Here is a 17,310-nt window from a genome sequence, read left to right on the forward strand (position 1 = left end):
GGTGACGCTGTTCCTTCGGGGTAACCGTGTCAGGAGGGTCACCCTCTCCATCACGGGATCTGGCGGGCTTTACCGCTTTTGGGCGCGGCTCAATTCCGCTTGCAGCGCCGCCATATCGCCTTCGAGACGGTGAATATGCGCCTTCATTTGAAGGGAGTCGCGATCTTCATGTCGCCGTGCTTTCTCCAGTTCGGCTCGGGTATTGGCGAGCTCTCGTGACAATATCAAGGCAACACCTTCTTTGTCCATGGCATCAAGCCGCATCTCGCCTGCGTCCGGGGCATTTTCTGATGCTCTCGTCTTGCGAATCACCCGAGGTTTGGTGGGGTGGGCACACACGAGCGACCACGAGAGCGCAGTTTCATCGCGCTGACCACCATAGAAGACCCGGTCGCCCTGATCAGGCAGTGTGCAAGTGGCGTGTGCCGACAAGCACGCCACCAGGCCCAGCAGTGCAATGATTCGAATCGGACCAGCCATGCCTGCGACTACTGCGCATAGGTCCGGTTGATCACAAAGTCGACGCTATTGGCATCGGCGTCGGTCACGGTCAGCGGTATGTTGTCCAGGCAACCACCCAGCGCGTCAAAGTGGAAAGACTGGCCAGCCCGATCTACGCGAGAGGTTGTCAGCGCGATGGCTTGGGGAATGGGGTTGTGAATGGTGTAGGGGCTGTTGCCTCCAGTCACCATCACGTCGACTCCCCTCACAAATCCGGGGCACCCACTTGTCGCGTCGGAAATCGTGATTTCGCCTGGCTTCACCTCCAGCGGCACCGTTCCATCGCCCGGGCTTCCCCCTCCCCCACATGCGGTCAACAAAGACACCACGGGCACGAGCAACACGAGTTTCCAATGAGAGATCGGCATTGAGACGGTTCCTGAAATATGTAGGTTGCAAGCATGATGTTGCCCCATCGGGGGATGGCAACACCGGCAAGAAGTATCACTTTAAGACTATTTGACCAGGCCAATAATAGCGTCTACCGCCGACAGTTTTGTGAAACGGGCAACACGCCAGGCCACCGGGAACCTCGTCTGAAAGGTGCGTGAACCGAAAATGCAACGGCTGCCCCCGGGCCATCGGCGCAATTTTAGGTATCCAGCTGGAAGGCTGAACACGGCGGCAGAAGCTCCAACGGGTGTTTTTGCTGGCACGTTTACGACAGACTGCAACGGGCTGTTGAGAGGTAGGCCAACATGGTTGAGCGCGGTCGCGTTCAGACCGGACTGCCAGTGTCATGGGCAAACAGTCGACCTTGGACCTTCGTGGCCTGATTTCTCACTTGGCCAATTTTTTGAAACGGTATGCACATGAGCGCTCTTCCCAAACAACTCTGGCTGAACAAGCAACCCACGAAGGTTCAGGTTCGCATGGCATTGAAAGCCTTCGAGAGGGTTCGAGGCCTGCTCTTTCGCCCGCCTTTGAAGGTCGATGAAGCGATCCTGATTCGGCCTTGCAATTCCGTGCACATGTTCGGCATGAGGTACGCCATCGATGTCGTATTTCTGGACGCATCAAATGAAGTGGTGAAACTTGTGCCAAACCTGAAACCTTGGCAGATGGCTGCCTGCCTGAAGTCCAAGTCGGTGCTGGAACTACCGACCAAAAGCATTGTCCGGCTAGGCATGCTTGTGGGCAACCAGGTCGAGTTCAAATAGCACCTGTTCAGATTGAGCAAATCAAGTTTGGCCCCGAATATCAGCTGAAGAAGCCCAGTTACCCCAACCGGCCGCCGCATAGCTGGCGGCGAAGCCTCAGCAGCGGGATGTCTTAACCGAAGGGAGACCCATGTCTGCCCCAGACAATGGACCACATCAGTGCCCCATTCCGGGTCTGCCCGATCAACAGATTGCCTACGCTGCGGGCAAGAGAACGTGTGCCCATTTCAACCTCGCGCAGAAGGTGTGCCACACCCCCAGCATTCGACGCCCTGCTGGCAACTTTCGAGTCCAGTCTTCATCGCCAATCTGGGTTTCCGGGGATGTCCGTGTTGGCAGGCCGGTACCGCATCGGTGTGACCAACGACAACGAGGGGGCCAAGGATCAGCGCGAAGGGCTGGGAGCACGCCTGCAGAGAGATACGGGCCCTAGCTTTTGCTGGCGGCCGCTCCAACCCCAAGAGTCATGTTGACCTTTGGCGCGAATCCAAGCGCTACAACTGCGTCAGAAGGACTGTTCGACAGTGGCGTGGGACACGAAAAACCCACGCGAGTCATTGATATGGTGCGGCTGGCGGGGATCGAACCCACGACCCTTGGCTTCGGAGGCCAATACTCTATCCACTGAGCTACAGCCGCAACGCCTGCGATTCTATCAGGCGGCCCGGGTTGTCAGGCCAGGATGTAGCCCGGCTGGCTATAATCGAATGCTGTCTGGCTTTGGGCCGGCAACCCCACGTTTTTCTTTCCAGGCCTAGTTCCGCACCCCTTGAGGACCCCATGAGCGATCACGACTCCCATACCGGCCCGATCAAAACCCCCGCCCAGCTGCTCTGGACGTCGTTCTTCTTCTTTGTTGCCCCGATCTTCATCATCATTGGCCTGGTGTACTACGTGACCTCCGACAACAAGCCCGCAGCCGGCGCCGTTGATCCGGAGCTGGCCACCGCCATCCGCATTCAGCGGGTGGGCTCGGTCGAATTGCGCGATGCCAACCGTCCGCTGGCAAGCGGTGACGCTGTATACGCGGCTCAGTGCTCAGCTTGCCATGCGGCCGGTGTTGTTGGCGCTCCCAAGTTCGGCGATGCTGCCGCATGGGCACCCCGCATCGGCCAAGGCTATGAAACCCTGTTGACCCATGCCCTGAAAGGCCTAAACGCCATGGCTGCCCAGGGTGGCGGCGCATTCAGTGATCTGGAAATCGGCCGTGCTGTGGTGCACATGGTGAATGCCGCCGGTGGCAAGCTGGCAGAACCAGCAGCGCCCGCCGCTGCTCCCGCTGAAGGTGAAGCCCCCGCCGCTCCTGAAGCAGCCGCAGCCCCTGCGACCGAGGCCATGGCCCCGGCCGTCGCAGCCGCCCCTGCGGCTGAACCCGCCGCCGCTCCAGTGGCTGCGGTAACCGTGGCAGAAGGCGCAGGCGAAGCCCTGTACAAGCAAGCCTGCTCGGTGTGCCATGTTGCCGGTGTAGCGGGTGCCCCCAAGTTTGGCGACAAAGCCGCCTGGGCTCCGCGCGTGGCCACGGGTCTGGACGCCCTCACCTCCAGCGTTATCAAAGGCAAGGGGGCAATGCCACCCAAAGGCGGCTCAGCTGCCTCCGACGCCGACATCAAGGCGGCTGTGGAATTCATGCTCGCAGCCGTGAAGTAATCTTCAATCAGGCTCTGCGCCTGAACAGAAAAGGCCGCTCAACGAGCGGCCTTTTTCTTGGATATCTCTTGCGTTTCCTGCTGACTTCCCACCGGGGCTCATCGCCCTGGCCAGTCAGGCTTTTTGGCCAGTCGTTTGTGTCCCGTCATGTTGGCGCTGCGGACTGCGCACGAACTGCCACTGGCCGGGCAAGTCGCCCGCCTTCACATCCACGGGCGACCAGTCTCCCCGCTCCACGGCGTCGGCCGCCTGCAGCATGTCGCTGGTATGCACCAGGCCCAGGCCCAGATCGGTGACCAGGTAGAGATGGCCCGTCTCGTCGAGCAGGCTCTGGCGCACGGCTCCCGCCGGCACCCCGGTGTGGGCGAGGATGGCGCCGTCGGTCTGCAAACGCCACACGTAAGGCACCGCTTCCAGCTCGACATAAACGCGCTGAGGGCCGTTCTGAAAGAACCATTGCCCACCGTCGTCCGCCAGGTAATTTCGGCCGATGAAATCGATCAGCTTGCCGTGCAACAAACGGGAGCCTTTACTGGCCGATCCAGCTTGACCGGCCTGCACCGCGAAGGGCCCGGCCGCCTGCGTTCCATCGTCACGCATGTACCAATCCCCTCGCGCGTCCAGCCCGAGCCAGCCATAACAGGCAGGTACATTCGGCCACTTGGCCAGCGCAGCTTTGACGATGTCATCCATCAGGCGATTACAACCCAGTTTTGGGGCGCGGTCGACCCATTGAAGCCGAGTGAGGGTCGGGCACACGTCCGCCGGTCTCATTGACCGCTACCAACGGCAACGTACCCAATTGAGCGAGCAGCCAGGACCCCACCGCATCGGGCATGACGCGAACGTGCCCCGGCATCCCCAGCACTGCGCCCGACGAGACGGGGAAGCCTACGTGTCCGCCGTGCTCCGGCTGCCACAGCGTGACCCAGTCGCCCGCCTTCTGTGGGTCGGGCAATGAAGCGCTGGGCACAAAGGGGTCGTTGCGCGCATTGACCGCCAGCGCAGGCACACGGATGTCCGCCAACACCGGCTTGGCAGAGGCGCGTTGCCAGTAATCGTCTGTATCGCGGAAGCCGTGCAAGGGCGCGGTGAACAGGTTGTCAAACTCATAGAGATCGCGCGCGGCTCGCAGCGCGTCCCCATCGAACAAACCGGGGTGTTGCTCCAGCTTTCTCAGGGCCTTGGGCACCATGGTGGACAGGAACATGCGGGTGTAGACCAGCCGGTTGAAGCCGCGCCCAATCGCATGTCCGCCCGCGGTCAGGTCCAGCGGAGAACACACCGCCGCCAGCGCGCTGGCCACGCCCGCTGCCTGCTCGCCCTGCTCGCCGGCCCACCGCAGCAAGGCGTTGCCTCCCAGGGAAACACCGGCCGCCACCAAAGGCCTGCTGGGGTGCTCCGCCTTGAGTTGCCTCAGGATCCAGTCGATTTCCTCATGATCGCCGGAGTGGTACGCCCGTGGCCCCCGGTTCAGCTCACCCGAGCAGCCACGAAAATGGGGCACGACCATGGCAAGACCGTGCTCGCGCGCGAAGTCTGCGAAGGCCACCGCGTATTGACTGGCCGAGGAGCCCTCCAGCCCATGAAACAGCACCAGCAATGGCGCCGAAGCACCGCTTTCATGCACCGCTTGATCAAGGTCGATGAAGTCGCCATCTGGCGTGTCCCACCGTGTGCGCGCCCAAGCGGGTGCGGGACCATGGTGACGCCGTGCGGCCAGCGCTGCCCACAATGTCTGCGCGTTGCCACCCGGCAACCACCACGGCGCTCTGTAGGTGGTCAGGTCCAAGGAATGGTTGCCTCGCAACACTCAGTGCAGCACCGTGGGCTCGGTGTACACGTCAACAGGTTCGGTCGCTGAGCCCTGGCTGGCATGGTGAGCGATCAGACGCCAGCCATGCACGGTCTTGACGTACACATTGGTTGCAAGCACCCAGGCCACTTGCGGCCCGTCGTTGCCCATGACCTCCACCCGCTCGATCACGCTGTGCACGCTGCTGGAGCCGGCATCAAGACGCCGGACCTTTTCAGCTTGCGCCTTGACACTGCCATTGGCAAACAGCGCCTCAAAGGCTGCACGCACGGCGGCGTGGCCCAGCAGACGTGGCCCGCCAGGGTGCACGCAGACAACATCTTCTTCGTCGGCCCAACAGGCCATCAGGCGCTCAATGTCGCCTTGTTGCAGGGCTTCGTAGAAAGCATGCTCTGTGTCTTCGGGGGAACTGAGGGGCGGTTTGGATTTGCGCATCGTGCCATTTTGCAGCTTTCCAGGCACCACACACACCCGCCTGCCGACCTGTGCATGCAGATCCAGCAGGTATAGTCCCAGAGATAGCAAGCGCCCGGCCTACCAAGCCCCCCGAGTTCAGGAGGATTCATGCACCATTCAATGCCAGTCTTTTATCGTTGGGCTGCAGCCCTGTTGCTGGTCTTTGGCCTGACCGGCTGCGGCTACAACGACTTTCAACGGCTGGATGAGCAGAGCCGGTCCGCCTGGTCCGAGGTGCTCAATCAGTACCAACGGCGTGCCGATCTCATCCCCAACATCGTCGCCACCGTCAAAGGCGAAGCGAATTTTGAGCAGGAAACCTTGACCAAGGTGATTGAGGCGCGCTCCAAGGCCACTTCAATCCAGATGACGCCCGAGATGGTCAATGACCCAGCCGCCATGGCGAAGTTTCAGGCTGCTCAGGGCGAGGTCAGCAGCGCCCTCAGCCGCTTGATGGTGGTGGTTGAGCAATACCCCAACCTGAAGGCCAACCAAGGGTTCAGTGACCTGCGCGTGCAGTTGGAGGGCACAGAGAACCGGGTCACAGTGGCGCGCAATCGCTATATCGAGGCGATTCAGGAATACAACGTGCTGGCGCGGAGCTTTCCGAGCAACCTCACCGCCATGGTGTTCAGCTATGCGCCCAAGGCCAATTTCCAGGTTGAAAATGAGGCCGCCATCACGCAGCCGCCCAAGGTCGACTTCAACAAGCCATGAACCTTACGGGATGGCTGCGTCGCGCTCGGACCTGCCTGTTGCTGGCGGTGTGCCTGGGTGCGTCCATGCTGTTCCCTGTTTGGGCTCAGGGGGTGCTACCGGTGCCAGCGCTGCAGGCGCGCGTCATGGACCAGACGGGTACCTTGAGCCCGCAGAGCGTGGCGGCGCTGGAAAGCAAACTGGCCGCTTTCGAGCAAGCCAAAGGCACCCAGATCGTGGTGTTGCTGGTTCCCACCACTGCACCAGAAGACATTGCCGACTACACCCAACGGCTGGGAGACGCCTGGAAGATCGGTCGACGAGAGGTCGGCGATGGCCTGTTGTTTGTGATTGCGAAAGACGACCGGCGCCTGCGCATCGCCCCTGCCAAGGCGCTGGAGGGTGCCATCCCCGACCTGATGGCCAAGCGCATCATCGATCAGGCTGTGACGCCTGCGTTGCGCCGCGGTGATTTTGCGGGCGGTATCGACGCGGGCGTCGATCAGATTCTGGCGCTGGTGAGTGGCGAGGCGCTGCCCCTTCCAGAGACAGGTGAGCCGGGCGCGGCTGACAGCCTGTCTGGATCGGACTTGCTGATCTTCATGGTCTTTGCCGTGCCCATCATTTCCACGGTGTTGAGGGGCATGTTTGGCAACAAGCTGGGCACTGCGATCGGTGGCGTCGCCGCCGGTGCTCTCGCCTGGATGCTGACCTATGTGCTCTGGATCGCCGTCGGAGCGGGTGTGTTGGCCATGGTCGTGGCTCTGTTCATGCAGCTCTCGCCCAGCCTGCCGCGTTCGGGACGGGGCTCGGGCGGCGGGGGATGGGGCGGCGGCGGCGGCGGTGGCAGCGGCGGCGGGGGATTTGGCTCCGGCGGCGGTGGCAACTTTGGGGGCGGTGGCGCCTCCGGTGGGTGGTAAGGCATGCTGAGTCGCTGGATCCTGATTTTCAAACACCGCTGGTTCGATCGAGGTGACACACTGCGGGCCATTCCCGATGCCATGGCCGAGCGCCTGGCACGGCGTGTCGCGGCCAGCGAAGCCCGCCACACCGGCGAGATTCGCATTTGCGTTGAAGCGGCATTGCCGCTGTCCTACGTCTGGCGCAGCGGTCCAGCCGTGCCCCTATCGCACCGGGTGCGGGAACGTGCATTGAGCTGGTTTGGCCGGTTGGGCATTTGGGACACCGAGCACAACAATGGCGTGCTGATTTACCTGTTGCTCGCCGAACACGCCATTGAAGTGGTCGCCGACCGGGCGCTTACCCGGCGGGTTGATCAAGCGAACTGGCAAGCCATGGTGGACCGACTGGGCCATCGGCTGCATGAAGGTGCATTTGAAGATGGCCTGACTGCGGCGCTTGAAGAAGTGTCAGCGCTGCTCGTTGCCCACTTCCCGCTGGATTCCGGTTTGTCTCGACCCAATGAACTCACCAATGCGGTGGTGCGTGCCTGACATCGTTCCAGCACGGGGCATGGAGCATGCCCATTGGAAACGCACTGCCAAGGCTCAGGGGGCTTTGTTTCGCTCGCGTGAAGCCCGGGCTTCGCTCAGTGTCCGGTTGTTCATGACAATCTGAAGCTCTTCCTGCAGGGCTTTGTTCATTTGAGCGAACGAGCGCAACTTGCGCGTGGTTTCACGCAACCGGTCAGCCATGCGCTTGGAAATGGCCAGAAGGAGGCGCGATCCGGTCCGTGGATGATCCCGCAGCAAGCGCATCAGCGCCGTACGCGACAACACCGCGGCGGCCACATCGGTATCGGCCGTACACCGGGCCGAACGAGGTGAGCCGTCCAGCAGGCCCATCTCCCCTATCAAATGACCCGGGCCGATCACATTGACCACCAGAGCTTCGGAATCCCCTCCGAGAAGTTCGCTCTCCACCGAGATATCCCCCTCCAGGATCAGCAACATGTAGTCGTTGTGTTTGACTTCGCCCTCCTTGATCACGACCGTTCCAGCCGGTATGCGTTTGGGCCGCATGTAGGTCACAACGGTCATCGCATCGGCCAGGGTCAGGTCGTCCAGGGCCGATGGTGTGACCAACAGGCGAGCCGCGACCTCCTCGGGAGCGAGGTCTGGGCTTTCGAACATCGAGGACACCGGGTACTGGGACACGTACTTCAAATGGGGTAGGGGAATCGGTGCGCTATTGTGCTGCGTCTGCGGCATTTCAAGGCGAAAAAAAGACCGGTTTATGGCCGGTCTCTTCAGCAAACACAGGCGCAGGTCGCCCGCTTCAGCTTATTTTTTCTGGCGGTACTTTCGCAAGGCTGCAATCTGAGCGGCCATGACAGCAAGCTCGGAGGTGGCTTTGGCCAGATCGATGTCGCTCTTGGCGTTCTTCACAGCCTCTTCCGCTTCCTTGCGGGCATCTGCGGCTTTGGCTTCGTCCAGATCTTTGCCGCGAATGGCGGTGTCGGACAACACGGTGATGTGGTTGGGCTGCACTTCCAGAATGCCGCCAGCCACAAACACGAACTCTTCGCCGCCGTCGGCCTTTTCGATGCGAACGGCACCGGGCCTGATGCGGGTGATCAACGGAATGTGGCCGGGCAAAATGCCCAACTCACCGGATTCGCCCGGCAACGCCACGAATTTGGCATCGCCTGAAAAGATCGACTCTTCGGCGCTGACTACATCGACGCGAATGGTGCTCATATGTACTCCTGTAAAAAGTCGAAGGAAAGCAAGTATTCGGGTGTCCGGCTAGGCGGTGCGCGGAAATGTGCTCTCGCACATTGAGCACACCAACGACACCGGGCGCCCGAGTACGCCGCTTTACGCGACTTTTTTAGCCTTTTCGAAGGCTTCGTCGATCGTGCCGACCATGTAGAAAGCCTGCTCTGGCAAGTGATCGCACTCGCCATTGGTGATCATCTTGAAACCACGGATGGTTTCTGCCAACGGCACGTACTTGCCAGGCGAGCCCGTGAACACTTCGGCCACGTGGAACGGCTGCGACAGGAAACGCTGGATCTTGCGAGCGCGGGCCACAGCCAGCTTGTCGTCAGGAGCCAGTTCGTCCATGCCGAGAATGGCAATGATGTCGCGCAGTTCTTTGTAGCGCTGCAGCGTGCCTTGCACGGCGCGGGCCACTTCGTAGTGCTCCTGGCCGACGATCAGCGGATCCAGCTGGCGGCTGGTGGAGTCAAGTGGATCCACAGCGGGGTAAATACCCAGCGAGGCGATTTCACGCGACAAGGCCACGGTGGAATCCAGGTGGGCAAACGTGGTTGCTGGCGATGGATCGGTGTAATCGTCGGCAGGCACGTAAACGGCCTGGATCGAGGTAATCGAGCCCACCTTGGTGGAGGTGATCCGCTCTTGCAAGCGGCCCATCTCTTCGGCCAGCGTAGGCTGGTAGCCCACGGCTGAAGGCATACGGCCCAACAGTGCGGACACTTCGGTACCGGCGAGCGTGTAGCGGTAGATGTTGTCCACGAAGAACAGCACGTCTTTGCCTTCGTCGCGGAACGACTCAGCGATGGTCAGTCCGGTCAGCGCAACGCGCAGACGGTTTCCTGGGGGCTCGTTCATCTGGCCGTAAACCATGGCCACTTTGGAGTCTTCGAGGTTCTCGAGGTTCACCACGCCGGAATCGGCCATCTCGTGATAGAAGTCGTTGCCCTCACGGGTACGCTCACCCACACCGGCAAACACCGACACGCCCGAGTGGGCCTTGGCGATGTTGTTGATGAGTTCCATCATGTTAACGGTCTTGCCCACACCGGCACCACCGAACAAACCGACCTTACCGCCCTTGGCGAAAGGACACACCAGGTCGATCACCTTGATGCCGGTTTCGAGCAATTCTTGCGAAGGGCTCAATTCGTCGTATGCAGGTGGCTTGCGGTGGATGGAGGCGGTCAAGGCCTGATCCACGGGGCCGCGCTCGTCGATGGGCGCGCCGAGCACGTCCATGATGCGACCCAGGGTCGCTTTGCCCACGGGCACCATGATGGGGTTGTTGGTGTTGGTCACCATCATGCCGCGGCGCAGGCCGTCGGAAGAGCCCAGCGCAATCGTGCGCACCACGCCGTCGCCCAGCTGCTGCTGGACTTCCAGCGTCAAGGCCGTGCCTTCCATTTTCAACGCGTCGTATATGTGGGGCATGTGGCTGCGTGGGAATTCCACGTCCACAACTGCGCCGATACACTGAACGATCTTGCCTTGTACTTGAGACATGATGGATACCTTTTCTGATTCGCTAAATTCTGTTGAACATCAAACCGCAGCGGCGCCGGCGACGATTTCCGAAAGTTCTTTCGTGATCGCTGCCTGGCGGGTCTTGTTGTAGACCAGCTTGAGTTCGCCGATGACCTCACCGGCGTTGTCGGTGGCGGCCTTCATGGCCACCATGCGTGCCGATTGCTCGGACGCCATGTTTTCGGCCACAGCCTGAAAGACCTGGGCTTCCACGTAACGCAGCAGCAACTCGTCAATGACCGCGGCAGCGTCGGGCTCGTACACATAATCCCAGTCGCGGCCCTTGGCACCTTCTTGCATCGCTTCCGCATTCAGCGGCAACAACTGCTCAATGACGGCTTCCTGCTTCATCGTGTTGATGAACTTGGTGTAGCAGACATACACAGCGTTGATGCGGCCTTCGGTGTACGCGTCGAGCAGCGCCTTGACGGGGCCGATCAGCTTGTCCAGGTGAGGCCTGTCACCCAGCGCAATGGCGCTCGACACCACCTTGGCATTGATGCGGTTGAGAAATCCCAAGCCCTTGTTGCCAATGGCCACAGCTTCAGCGCTGAGACCTTTGGACTGCAACTCCTTGAGCTGGGCTGTGAGCGCGCGCAAGATGTTGGTGTTCATGCCACCGCACAGACCTTTGTCGGTCGTGACCAAGACAAAACCGACGGTTTTGGCTTCGTTGGTTTGCATGAAGGGATGGGTGTACTCAGGGTTCGCACGGCTCAGGTTGCCGGTGATCTGACGCACTTTCTCCGCGTAAGGCCGGGCCGCACGCATGCGTTCCTGCGCCTTGCGCATTTTTGAGGCGGCCACCATTTCCATGGCTTTGGTGATCTTCTTGGTGTTTTCCACCGATTTGATCTTGCCGCGTATTTCCTTACCTGCTGCCATTGGGGCTCCTTTTGAAGGTCGTCGTCAATGGGCCGGATCAGTACGTGCCGGTTTTCTTGAAGTCGGCGATCGCTGCGGCCAGCTGAGCTTCTGCGTCTTTGTCCATGGCGCGATCGTTCTCGAGCTTGGCCAACAACGCAGCGTGCTTGTCTTTCAGGTGGGCATGCATGCCCGCTTCAAAGGCCAGCACTTGCTTGACTTCCAGATCATCCATGTAACCCTTGTTCACAGCAAACAGCGTGGACGCCATGATGCCGATCGACTGGGGTGCGTACTGGGCCTGCTTCAACAATTCGGTCACGCGGGCACCGCGGTCGAGCTGTTTGCGGGTCGCTTCGTCCAGATCGGAAGCGAACTGCGCAAAGGCAGCCAATTCACGGTACTGGGCCAAGTCGGTGCGGATACCACCGGAGAGGTTCTTGATCAGCTTGGTCTGGGCTGCACCACCCACACGCGACACGGAAATACCGGCGTTGATGGCGGGGCGGATACCGGCGTTGAACAGGTTGGTTTCCAGGAAAATCTGACCATCGGTGATCGAGATCACGTTGGTTGGCACGAAAGCGGACACGTCGCCGGCTTGCGTTTCAATGATGGGCAGAGCGGTCAGGGAACCGGTCTTGCCTTTGACGGCGCCTTTGGTGAACGCTTCGACGTAGTCGGCATTCACGCGGGCAGCACGCTCCAGCAGACGGCTGTGGAGATAGAACACATCGCCAGGGTAGGCTTCACGGCCTGGTGGGCGGCGCAGCAACAGCGACACTTGACGGTAAGCAACAGCTTGCTTGGACAGATCGTCATAAACGATCAGCGCGTCTTCGCCGCGGTCACGGAAGTATTCGCCCATCGTGCAACCTGAGTAGGCCGACAGGTACTGCATGGCAGCAGATTCAGCGGCAGAAGCGGCCACCACAATGGTGTATTCCATCGCGCCAGCCTGCTCCAGAGCACGCACCACGTTTTTGATCGACGAGGCCTTCTGGCCAATCGCGACATAGACGCAGGTCATGTTCTGACCTTTTTGGTTGATGATGGCGTCGATGGCGACGGCGGTTTTGCCGGTCTGGCGATCGCCAATGATCAATTCGCGCTGGCCACGGCCCACGGGCACCATGGAGTCGATCGCCTTCAAGCCGGTTTGCACAGGCTGGTCAACGGATTTACGGGCGATCACACCAGGGGCGACCTTTTCGATCACGTCGGTCAGCTTGGCGTTGATCGGGCCTTTGCCGTCGATAGGCTGACCCAGCGCATTGACCACGCGGCCAATCAACTCAGGGCCTACGGGCACTTCCAGAATGCGGCCCGTGCACTTGACGGTGTCGCCTTCGGAGATGTGCTCGTACTCACCCAAGATCACGGAACCGACCGAGTCGCGCTCGAGGTTCAGTGCCAGACCGAAGGAAGGCACGCCGTCCTTGTTGGCGGGGAATTCCAGCATTTCGCCCTGCATCACATCGGACAGGCCGTGCACGCGGACGATACCGTCGGTCACCGACACGACGGTACCCTGGTTGCGCACATCACTGGCAGCGCCCAGACCCTCGATGCGGGACTTGATCAATTCGGAAATTTCGGCGGGATTGAGTTGCATGGCTCTTTCCTTCTTTCGTTAAATGGGATGTGGGCGTGCACTAGCAGCCAGCCTGAGGCTGTCAAGCCGTCAGGGCAACTTTCATTTGTTGGAGACGGGCCTTGACCGAGGTGTCGAGCACCTCGTCACCGACCACCACGCGGATGCCGCCGATCAAATCGGACTGCAACTCGACCTTCAGGTTGAGCTTGCGGGCGAAGCGCTTTTCCAGCACACCCGACAGTTCAGCCAAGGCAGCGGCGTCGATGTCAAAAGCGCTGTACACCACTGCGTCGAAGCTGCCCTGCTGGGCATTCTTCAAGACGCGGAACTGGCCAGCGATCTCAGGCAACGCAGCGATGCGCCCGTTGTCGATCACCGTGCGCAGGAAGTTTTTCCCCATTTCGGGCAAAGCGGTTTTCACCGCGCCAGAAATGACATCAAACACCTGCGCCTGGGTCGACGTCGGATTGCCAGCGAATTGAAGCAGCTGCACGTTACCGGCCACTGCGGCCAGCTCATCGAGCCAAACGGCCACGCTGCCAGCGTTGGCGCCAGCGGCCTTGAACAGCGCTTCTGCGTAGGGACGGGCGATGGTTGCAATTTCTGCCATGGTCTGCCTTGAATGCCTGCGGGGTTTCGGTAGGAGCGTAGACGCTAGAGGATCAGAGCTCGGTCTTCAGGCGACCCAGCAACTCGGCGTGAACGCCAGCGTTGACTTCGCGCTTGAGGATCTGCTCGGCACCTTTGACGGCCAAAGCAGCGACTTCTTCGCGCAGGGCTTCACGGGCCTTGACGACTTGCTGCTCAGCTTCCTGACGGGCGGATGCCACGATCTTGGCTGCTTCGTCCGTGGCGCGGGCTTTCGCCTCCTCGATCACGGTCTGGGCACGTCGCTCAGCATCGGCCAGGCGTACGCCGGCTTCATTGCGCGACTGGCTCAGCTCGGCTTCCACCCGCTTGTTGGCCACGGCCAACTCGGATTTGGCCTTCTCAGCGGATGCCAGACCTTCGGAAATCTTTAACGCACGCTCGTCGAGCGCCTTGGCGATGGGTGGCCACACGAATTTCATCGTGAACCACACCAGAATCGCGAAGACAACGGCCTGCGCAAAGAGGGTTGCATTGATATTCATCGCAACGCCTTTCTGTGTGTTGACAAGAGTGGTGACGCGCTTGCTGCCGCGTCAACGGTGGGTTTCCTGGTGGCCTGCTTGATGGCGGGCAACCCCCTACCGCTGCGCTGGACAGCAAATTTCATTACGCCAGCACGAAGGGGTTGGCGAATGCAAACAACAGCGCGATCGCCACACCGATCAGGAAGGCAGCGTCGATCAGACCGGCCAAGATGAACATCTTGGTTTGCAGGTCGTTCATCAACTCAGGCTGGCGAGCCGAAGCTTCCAGAAATTTGCCGCCCATGAGAGCAATACCGATAGAGGCACCAATGGCACCCAGACCAACGATAAGACCGCAAGCCAATGCGACGAGACCCAGAACGTTTTCCATGATGATTCCTTAAATGGACGAAGAGTTGAAAAGAAAAGAAAAAACGAGATAACTCAGAGCGAGGTGAAACCGCGCAACTCAGTGAGCGTCATGCGCCTGGCCCAGATAAATCAAGGCCAGCATCATGAAAATGAACGCCTGCAAGGTGATGATCAAGATATGGAACAAGGTCCACACCGTGCCTGCGATCACGTGTCCGACGAAGAAGAGCCCACCGGACAGCGAGAGGGAGGCAAAGCCGCCCAACAGCGCAATCAGCATGAACACCAGTTCACCCGCGAACATGTTGCCAAACAACCGCATGCCGTGCGAAACCGTCTTCGCCACGAACTCGATCATTTGCATCAGGAAGTTGGTCACGCCCAAAAGCAATGCCCAAACTGGATTTTTGCTGGTGCCGAAAGGCGCGGTCACCAGTTCGTGCGCCCAACCACCCAGACCTTTGATCTTGAGGTTGTAGAAGACACACATCAGCAATACGGAGATCGACAGACCCAGCGTGGTCGACAAATCAGCGGTAGGAACAACGCGCAAATAGGCGTGGTGGGGATCGTTGCCTGCAGCGCCATAGATCTTTTCCCAAATCTGGGGGATCAGATCCACTGGCAGCATGTCCATGAAGTTCATGGCGAAGATCCAGCAGAACACCGTCAACGCCAACGGCGCAACCAGCTTGCGGCTCTGGGCGTTGTGGATGACCCCTTTGGCCTGACTGTCAACCATCTCAACCAGCATCTCTACAGCGGCCTGGAAACGACCGGGCACACCCGAAGTGGCCACGCGAGCAGCGCGCCACAACACAAAACACACCAACGCACCCAACAATGAACTCACCACAACGGAGTCGATGTTGATGACTGAAAAGTCTACGATGAACCCCTGCTTGTGGTTCGTCAAATGGACCAAGTGGTGGCGGATGTATTCGCCTGGGGTAGGACCGATACCTTCTACTGCCATGTTAGTCGCGCCTATCAACCGTTTACGTTAGAACGCCTGGACTGGATCAAAAATCCAAGCCAGTACACCTTTAAAGCCACCGCAAGACCGACCAAAAGGCCGATCCAGCTGAGCTCTGAAACCACCTGCGGCGCAAACCACATCATGGTCACCGCCAACAAAATTTTCACCCCTTCCCACAACAGGAAGCCGGCAAAAGCTGCCTGGGCAAACCCGGCCAACAGCCGGGACAGCGCACTGGACGTCAAACCATAAGCCATCAAGGCCGAAGGCAACGCCACAGAAGCAGACCCATAGAAGATCGACCAGGCCACTGGCGCACGCTGGGTAAAAAACCACCCCAGCAGACTCACCACCAGCCCAACCACCCACTGCAACCCCACCAGGCGCCAGATGGATATCTCTGGCTGACCGGCTCGCCACTGCTGCGCTTCTTCGCGCGTCAGGGGCTTGAATTCGGGCTCTTGCGCCTCATCTTCCCACTCATCGCCGCCTGACTGCTGTGCAGCCGGGGCTTGGGGCTCCGGCATTTTGTGCATAGTAAATTACAGGCAGGTTACAAATGTGAACAGGATTGCAAAGCCGCTCATTATACGTAGAAACCCGATACTTAAGCAAGCTGTCGTTTGGCTGTCTGGCGAGACTCTGCGCGCGCCGTGTCGGCATCCGATAATCCGGATATGAATTCCACCCTTTTGGGCGATGCGCCCGACACAACCTACCCGCTCCCGGAGTCCCTCTGCTATTTGAATGGCCAGTTTGGTCGGGTGTGTGACACCCAGATCAGCGTCATGGACCGCGGCTTCATCTTTGGTGACGGCGTCTACGAAGTCCTGCCCGCTTACAACGGCCAGGTGTTCTGCTTTGAAGAACACATGGCCCGCCTGGATCGCTCGCTCAAGGAGCTGCGCATCCCCAATCCCCTGGCCCGCGCCGAGTGGCAGGCGATCGCAAGGCGCCTGATCGATGACTTGAGCCAGAGCACCGGGGCGAGCCACCAGCTCATCTACATCCAGGTGACCCGCGGCGTCGCGCCGCGTGACCATGTGATGCTGCCGGGTCTGCGGCCCACGGTGTATGTGATGGCCAGCGAAATGAAACTGCCGAGCGACACCCAGCGCGCGCAAGGCGTGACTTGTGTCACGGCCGACGATTTCCGCTGGAAGAAGGCCCACATCAAGAGCACCAGTTTGCTGGGCGCGGTGTTCTCCCGCCAGATCAGCGCCGATGCCGGTGCGCTGGAAACGGTGATGTTCCGCGACGGCCTGCTGAGCGAAGCGGCGGCCAGCAACGTCTGGGTGGTCAAGAATGGCGTGGTGATGGGCCCACCCAAGGACAACCTGGTGCTCGAAGGCATCCGGTTCGGACTGATCGAGCGCATCTGCCGGGATCAGGGCATTCCGTTTGAATTGCGGGCCATCAGCCGCGAAGAAGTGCTGTCGGCCGACGAGCTGCTGCTGTCGTCGGCCACCAAAGAAGTGCTGCCGATCACGCTGCTGGACGGCCAGCCCGTGGGCTCAGGCAAGCCCGGACCTGTGTACGCGCGGCTGTACGCTGGCTACCAGACCGTGAAAGCCACCCCCGCCTGAGAGGAGCGATACGAAATGAACACCACCCCCCGAGAGATTCCGCCCGAGCAGTCGCTCATCGAGTACCCCTGTCGCTTCCCCATCAAGGTGATGGGGGCGCACACAGAAGAGTTTGTATCGGCCATGGTGTTCGTCGCTCGCTCGTTTGAGCCCGAATTCGACCATGGCACGGTGGAGCGGCGACCCAGCAAGGCAGGCAACTACATCGGATTGACCTTGACGATCTACGTGACCGACCGGGAGCAACTCGACGAGATCTACCGAACCCTGACATCTCACCCGCTGGTGAAGTACACGCTCTAGGGCTGGCCAA

22 protein-coding genes and 1 tRNA gene are annotated in these 17,310 nt (G+C 60.2%); 7 read left to right on the forward strand and 16 right to left on the reverse strand.

Annotated features, from left to right (window positions below; translation table 11 throughout):
• Window positions 1–69 precede the first annotated feature (69 nt).
• Both E5678_RS15195 and E5678_RS15200 read right to left on the reverse strand, forming a co-directional pair.
• Window positions 70–480, reverse strand: coding sequence for a hypothetical protein (locus tag E5678_RS15195; RefSeq protein WP_136179309.1), 411 nt, complete (start codon window positions 478–480; stop codon window positions 70–72).
• A gap of 8 nt (window positions 481–488) precedes the next feature.
• A complete protein-coding gene (locus E5678_RS15200; RefSeq protein WP_136179310.1) occupies window positions 489–869 on the reverse strand; it encodes a hypothetical protein in 381 nt (126 codons plus the stop codon).
• Between the two features lie 444 nt (window positions 870–1,313).
• Here E5678_RS15200 and E5678_RS15205 point away from each other — a divergent pair, with 444 nt between their 5' ends.
• A complete protein-coding gene (locus tag E5678_RS15205; protein ID WP_136179311.1) occupies window positions 1,314–1,661 on the forward strand; it encodes a DUF192 domain-containing protein in 348 nt (115 codons plus the stop codon).
• 563 nt (window positions 1,662–2,224) lie between these two features.
• On the opposite strand, the gene E5678_RS15210 is transcribed toward E5678_RS15205, so the two are convergent.
• A tRNA-Arg gene (locus E5678_RS15210) sits at window positions 2,225–2,300 on the reverse strand.
• Between the two features lie 141 nt (window positions 2,301–2,441).
• Between E5678_RS15210 and E5678_RS15215 the strand changes: the two genes are divergently transcribed.
• Window positions 2,442–3,308 carry a c-type cytochrome gene (locus E5678_RS15215; protein ID WP_136179312.1) on the forward strand — a complete coding sequence of 289 codons (867 nt, stop codon included), beginning with the start codon at window positions 2,442–2,444 and terminating at the stop codon, window positions 3,306–3,308.
• 114 nt (window positions 3,309–3,422) lie between these two features.
• Here the strand turns inward: E5678_RS15215 and E5678_RS15220 are convergent, their stop codons facing one another.
• The 3 genes from E5678_RS15220 to E5678_RS15230 are packed head-to-tail and all read right to left on the reverse strand — an operon-like array spanning window position 3,423 to window position 5,559.
• Window positions 3,423–4,001, reverse strand: a complete 579-nt coding sequence (locus tag E5678_RS15220; protein ID WP_136179313.1) for a DUF2946 family protein — start codon at window positions 3,999–4,001, stop codon at window positions 3,423–3,425.
• Between the two features lie 7 nt (window positions 4,002–4,008).
• Window positions 4,009–5,100 carry an alpha/beta fold hydrolase gene (locus E5678_RS15225; RefSeq protein WP_247596796.1) on the reverse strand — a complete coding sequence of 364 codons (1,092 nt, stop codon included), beginning with the start codon at window positions 5,098–5,100 and terminating at the stop codon, window positions 4,009–4,011.
• Window positions 5,101–5,121: 21 nt separating this feature from the next.
• The gene (locus E5678_RS15230) at window positions 5,122–5,559 is read right to left on the reverse strand and encodes a nuclear transport factor 2 family protein (protein WP_136179314.1); all 438 of its coding nucleotides are present in this window, start codon (window positions 5,557–5,559) and stop codon (window positions 5,122–5,124) included.
• A 141-nt stretch (window positions 5,560–5,700) separates the two neighbouring features.
• Here E5678_RS15230 and E5678_RS15235 point away from each other — a divergent pair, with 141 nt between their 5' ends.
• Genes E5678_RS15235 through E5678_RS15245 form a run of 3 tightly spaced genes read left to right on the forward strand, consistent with a single transcriptional unit; the run spans window position 5,701 to window position 7,730 of the window.
• Complete coding sequence (locus E5678_RS15235; protein WP_136179315.1) at window positions 5,701–6,297, forward strand: LemA family protein; 597 nt, start codon at window positions 5,701–5,703, stop codon at window positions 6,295–6,297.
• The gene (locus E5678_RS15240) at window positions 6,294–7,196 is read left to right on the forward strand and encodes a TPM domain-containing protein (protein WP_210731926.1); all 903 of its coding nucleotides are present in this window, start codon (window positions 6,294–6,296) and stop codon (window positions 7,194–7,196) included. The genes E5678_RS15235 and E5678_RS15240 overlap by 4 nt, the downstream gene beginning before the upstream one ends.
• Before the next feature lie 3 nt (window positions 7,197–7,199).
• On the forward strand, window positions 7,200–7,730 hold the full coding sequence (locus E5678_RS15245) for a TPM domain-containing protein (RefSeq protein ID WP_136179316.1): 531 nt from the start codon (window positions 7,200–7,202) through the stop codon (window positions 7,728–7,730).
• A gap of 54 nt (window positions 7,731–7,784) precedes the next feature.
• Here E5678_RS15245 and E5678_RS15250 read toward each other — a convergent pair whose 3' ends face one another.
• The 10 genes from E5678_RS15250 to E5678_RS15295 form a co-directional block, all read right to left on the reverse strand.
• Entirely contained in the window at window positions 7,785–8,393 is a 609-nt protein-coding gene (locus E5678_RS15250) for a cyclic nucleotide-binding domain-containing protein (RefSeq protein WP_247597040.1), read from the reverse strand.
• Between the two features lie 126 nt (window positions 8,394–8,519).
• Complete coding sequence (locus E5678_RS15255) at window positions 8,520–8,936, reverse strand: F0F1 ATP synthase subunit epsilon (protein WP_136179317.1); 417 nt, start codon at window positions 8,934–8,936, stop codon at window positions 8,520–8,522.
• 120 nt (window positions 8,937–9,056) lie between these two features.
• Window positions 9,057–10,463 (reverse strand): F0F1 ATP synthase subunit beta, encoded by a 1,407-nt coding sequence (gene atpD / locus E5678_RS15260; protein WP_136179318.1) that lies wholly within the window; start codon window positions 10,461–10,463, stop codon window positions 9,057–9,059.
• Between the two features lie 39 nt (window positions 10,464–10,502).
• Window positions 10,503–11,369, reverse strand: a complete 867-nt coding sequence (gene atpG, locus E5678_RS15265; RefSeq protein WP_136179319.1) for a F0F1 ATP synthase subunit gamma — start codon at window positions 11,367–11,369, stop codon at window positions 10,503–10,505.
• A 37-nt stretch (window positions 11,370–11,406) separates the two neighbouring features.
• Window positions 11,407–12,963, reverse strand: coding sequence for a F0F1 ATP synthase subunit alpha (gene atpA / locus E5678_RS15270; protein ID WP_136179320.1), 1,557 nt, complete (start codon window positions 12,961–12,963; stop codon window positions 11,407–11,409).
• A gap of 61 nt (window positions 12,964–13,024) precedes the next feature.
• Entirely contained in the window at window positions 13,025–13,555 is a 531-nt protein-coding gene (locus E5678_RS15275; protein WP_136179321.1) for a F0F1 ATP synthase subunit delta, read from the reverse strand.
• A gap of 52 nt (window positions 13,556–13,607) precedes the next feature.
• Entirely contained in the window at window positions 13,608–14,078 is a 471-nt protein-coding gene (locus E5678_RS15280) for a F0F1 ATP synthase subunit B (protein ID WP_136179322.1), read from the reverse strand.
• 124 nt (window positions 14,079–14,202) lie between these two features.
• A complete protein-coding gene (gene atpE / locus E5678_RS15285; protein WP_136179323.1) occupies window positions 14,203–14,451 on the reverse strand; it encodes a F0F1 ATP synthase subunit C in 249 nt (82 codons plus the stop codon).
• A 78-nt stretch (window positions 14,452–14,529) separates the two neighbouring features.
• A complete protein-coding gene (atpB, locus tag E5678_RS15290) occupies window positions 14,530–15,408 on the reverse strand; it encodes a F0F1 ATP synthase subunit A (protein ID WP_136179324.1) in 879 nt (292 codons plus the stop codon).
• A 14-nt stretch (window positions 15,409–15,422) separates the two neighbouring features.
• The gene (locus E5678_RS15295; RefSeq protein ID WP_136179325.1) at window positions 15,423–15,938 is read right to left on the reverse strand and encodes an ATP synthase subunit I; all 516 of its coding nucleotides are present in this window, start codon (window positions 15,936–15,938) and stop codon (window positions 15,423–15,425) included.
• Between the two features lie 150 nt (window positions 15,939–16,088).
• Between E5678_RS15295 and E5678_RS15300 the strand changes: the two genes are divergently transcribed.
• On the forward strand, window positions 16,089–16,997 hold the full coding sequence (locus E5678_RS15300; protein WP_136179326.1) for a D-amino acid aminotransferase: 909 nt from the start codon (window positions 16,089–16,091) through the stop codon (window positions 16,995–16,997).
• 15 nt (window positions 16,998–17,012) lie between these two features.
• Window positions 17,013–17,300, forward strand: a complete 288-nt coding sequence (locus tag E5678_RS15305) for a DUF493 family protein (protein ID WP_136179327.1) — start codon at window positions 17,013–17,015, stop codon at window positions 17,298–17,300.
• The last annotated feature ends 10 nt before the right edge of the window (window positions 17,301–17,310 follow it).

The organism is Hydrogenophaga sp. PAMC20947, from assembly GCF_004795855.1.
In the GTDB taxonomy this organism is placed as follows: domain Bacteria; phylum Pseudomonadota; class Gammaproteobacteria; order Burkholderiales; family Burkholderiaceae_C; genus Hydrogenophaga.

Bases quoted from the DNA above. Each gene is read 5' to 3' on its own strand.
- E5678_RS15205 (WP_136179311.1), top strand. From the start codon at position 1,314: ATGAGCGCTCTTCCCAAACAACTCTGGCTGAACAAGCAACCCACGAAG.
- E5678_RS15240 (WP_210731926.1), top strand. From the start codon at position 6,294: ATGAACCTTACGGGATGGCTGCGTCGCGCTCGGACCTGCCTGTTGCTG.
- E5678_RS15255 (WP_136179317.1), bottom strand. From the start codon at position 8,936: ATGAGCACCATTCGCGTCGATGTAGTCAGCGCCGAAGAGTCGATCTTT.
- E5678_RS15195 (WP_136179309.1), bottom strand. From the start codon at position 480: ATGGCTGGTCCGATTCGAATCATTGCACTGCTGGGCCTGGTGGCGTGC.
- atpA (WP_136179320.1), bottom strand. From the start codon at position 12,963: ATGCAACTCAATCCCGCCGAAATTTCCGAATTGATCAAGTCCCGCATC.
- E5678_RS15220 (WP_136179313.1), bottom strand. From the start codon at position 4,001: ATGGATGACATCGTCAAAGCTGCGCTGGCCAAGTGGCCGAATGTACCT.
- E5678_RS15280 (WP_136179322.1), bottom strand. From the start codon at position 14,078: ATGAATATCAATGCAACCCTCTTTGCGCAGGCCGTTGTCTTCGCGATT.
- E5678_RS15200 (WP_136179310.1), bottom strand. From the start codon at position 869: ATGCCGATCTCTCATTGGAAACTCGTGTTGCTCGTGCCCGTGGTGTCT.
- atpG (WP_136179319.1), bottom strand. From the start codon at position 11,369: ATGGCAGCAGGTAAGGAAATACGCGGCAAGATCAAATCGGTGGAAAAC.
- E5678_RS15300 (WP_136179326.1), top strand. From the start codon at position 16,089: ATGAATTCCACCCTTTTGGGCGATGCGCCCGACACAACCTACCCGCTC.
- E5678_RS15305 (WP_136179327.1), top strand. From the start codon at position 17,013: ATGAACACCACCCCCCGAGAGATTCCGCCCGAGCAGTCGCTCATCGAG.
- E5678_RS15215 (WP_136179312.1), top strand. From the start codon at position 2,442: ATGAGCGATCACGACTCCCATACCGGCCCGATCAAAACCCCCGCCCAG.
- E5678_RS15230 (WP_136179314.1), bottom strand. From the start codon at position 5,559: ATGCGCAAATCCAAACCGCCCCTCAGTTCCCCCGAAGACACAGAGCAT.
- E5678_RS15245 (WP_136179316.1), top strand. From the start codon at position 7,200: ATGCTGAGTCGCTGGATCCTGATTTTCAAACACCGCTGGTTCGATCGA.
- E5678_RS15235 (WP_136179315.1), top strand. From the start codon at position 5,701: ATGCCAGTCTTTTATCGTTGGGCTGCAGCCCTGTTGCTGGTCTTTGGC.
- atpD (WP_136179318.1), bottom strand. From the start codon at position 10,463: ATGTCTCAAGTACAAGGCAAGATCGTTCAGTGTATCGGCGCAGTTGTG.
- atpB (WP_136179324.1), bottom strand. From the start codon at position 15,408: ATGGCAGTAGAAGGTATCGGTCCTACCCCAGGCGAATACATCCGCCAC.
- E5678_RS15275 (WP_136179321.1), bottom strand. From the start codon at position 13,555: ATGGCAGAAATTGCAACCATCGCCCGTCCCTACGCAGAAGCGCTGTTC.
- E5678_RS15295 (WP_136179325.1), bottom strand. From the start codon at position 15,938: ATGCCGGAGCCCCAAGCCCCGGCTGCACAGCAGTCAGGCGGCGATGAG.
- atpE (WP_136179323.1), bottom strand. From the start codon at position 14,451: ATGGAAAACGTTCTGGGTCTCGTCGCATTGGCTTGCGGTCTTATCGTT.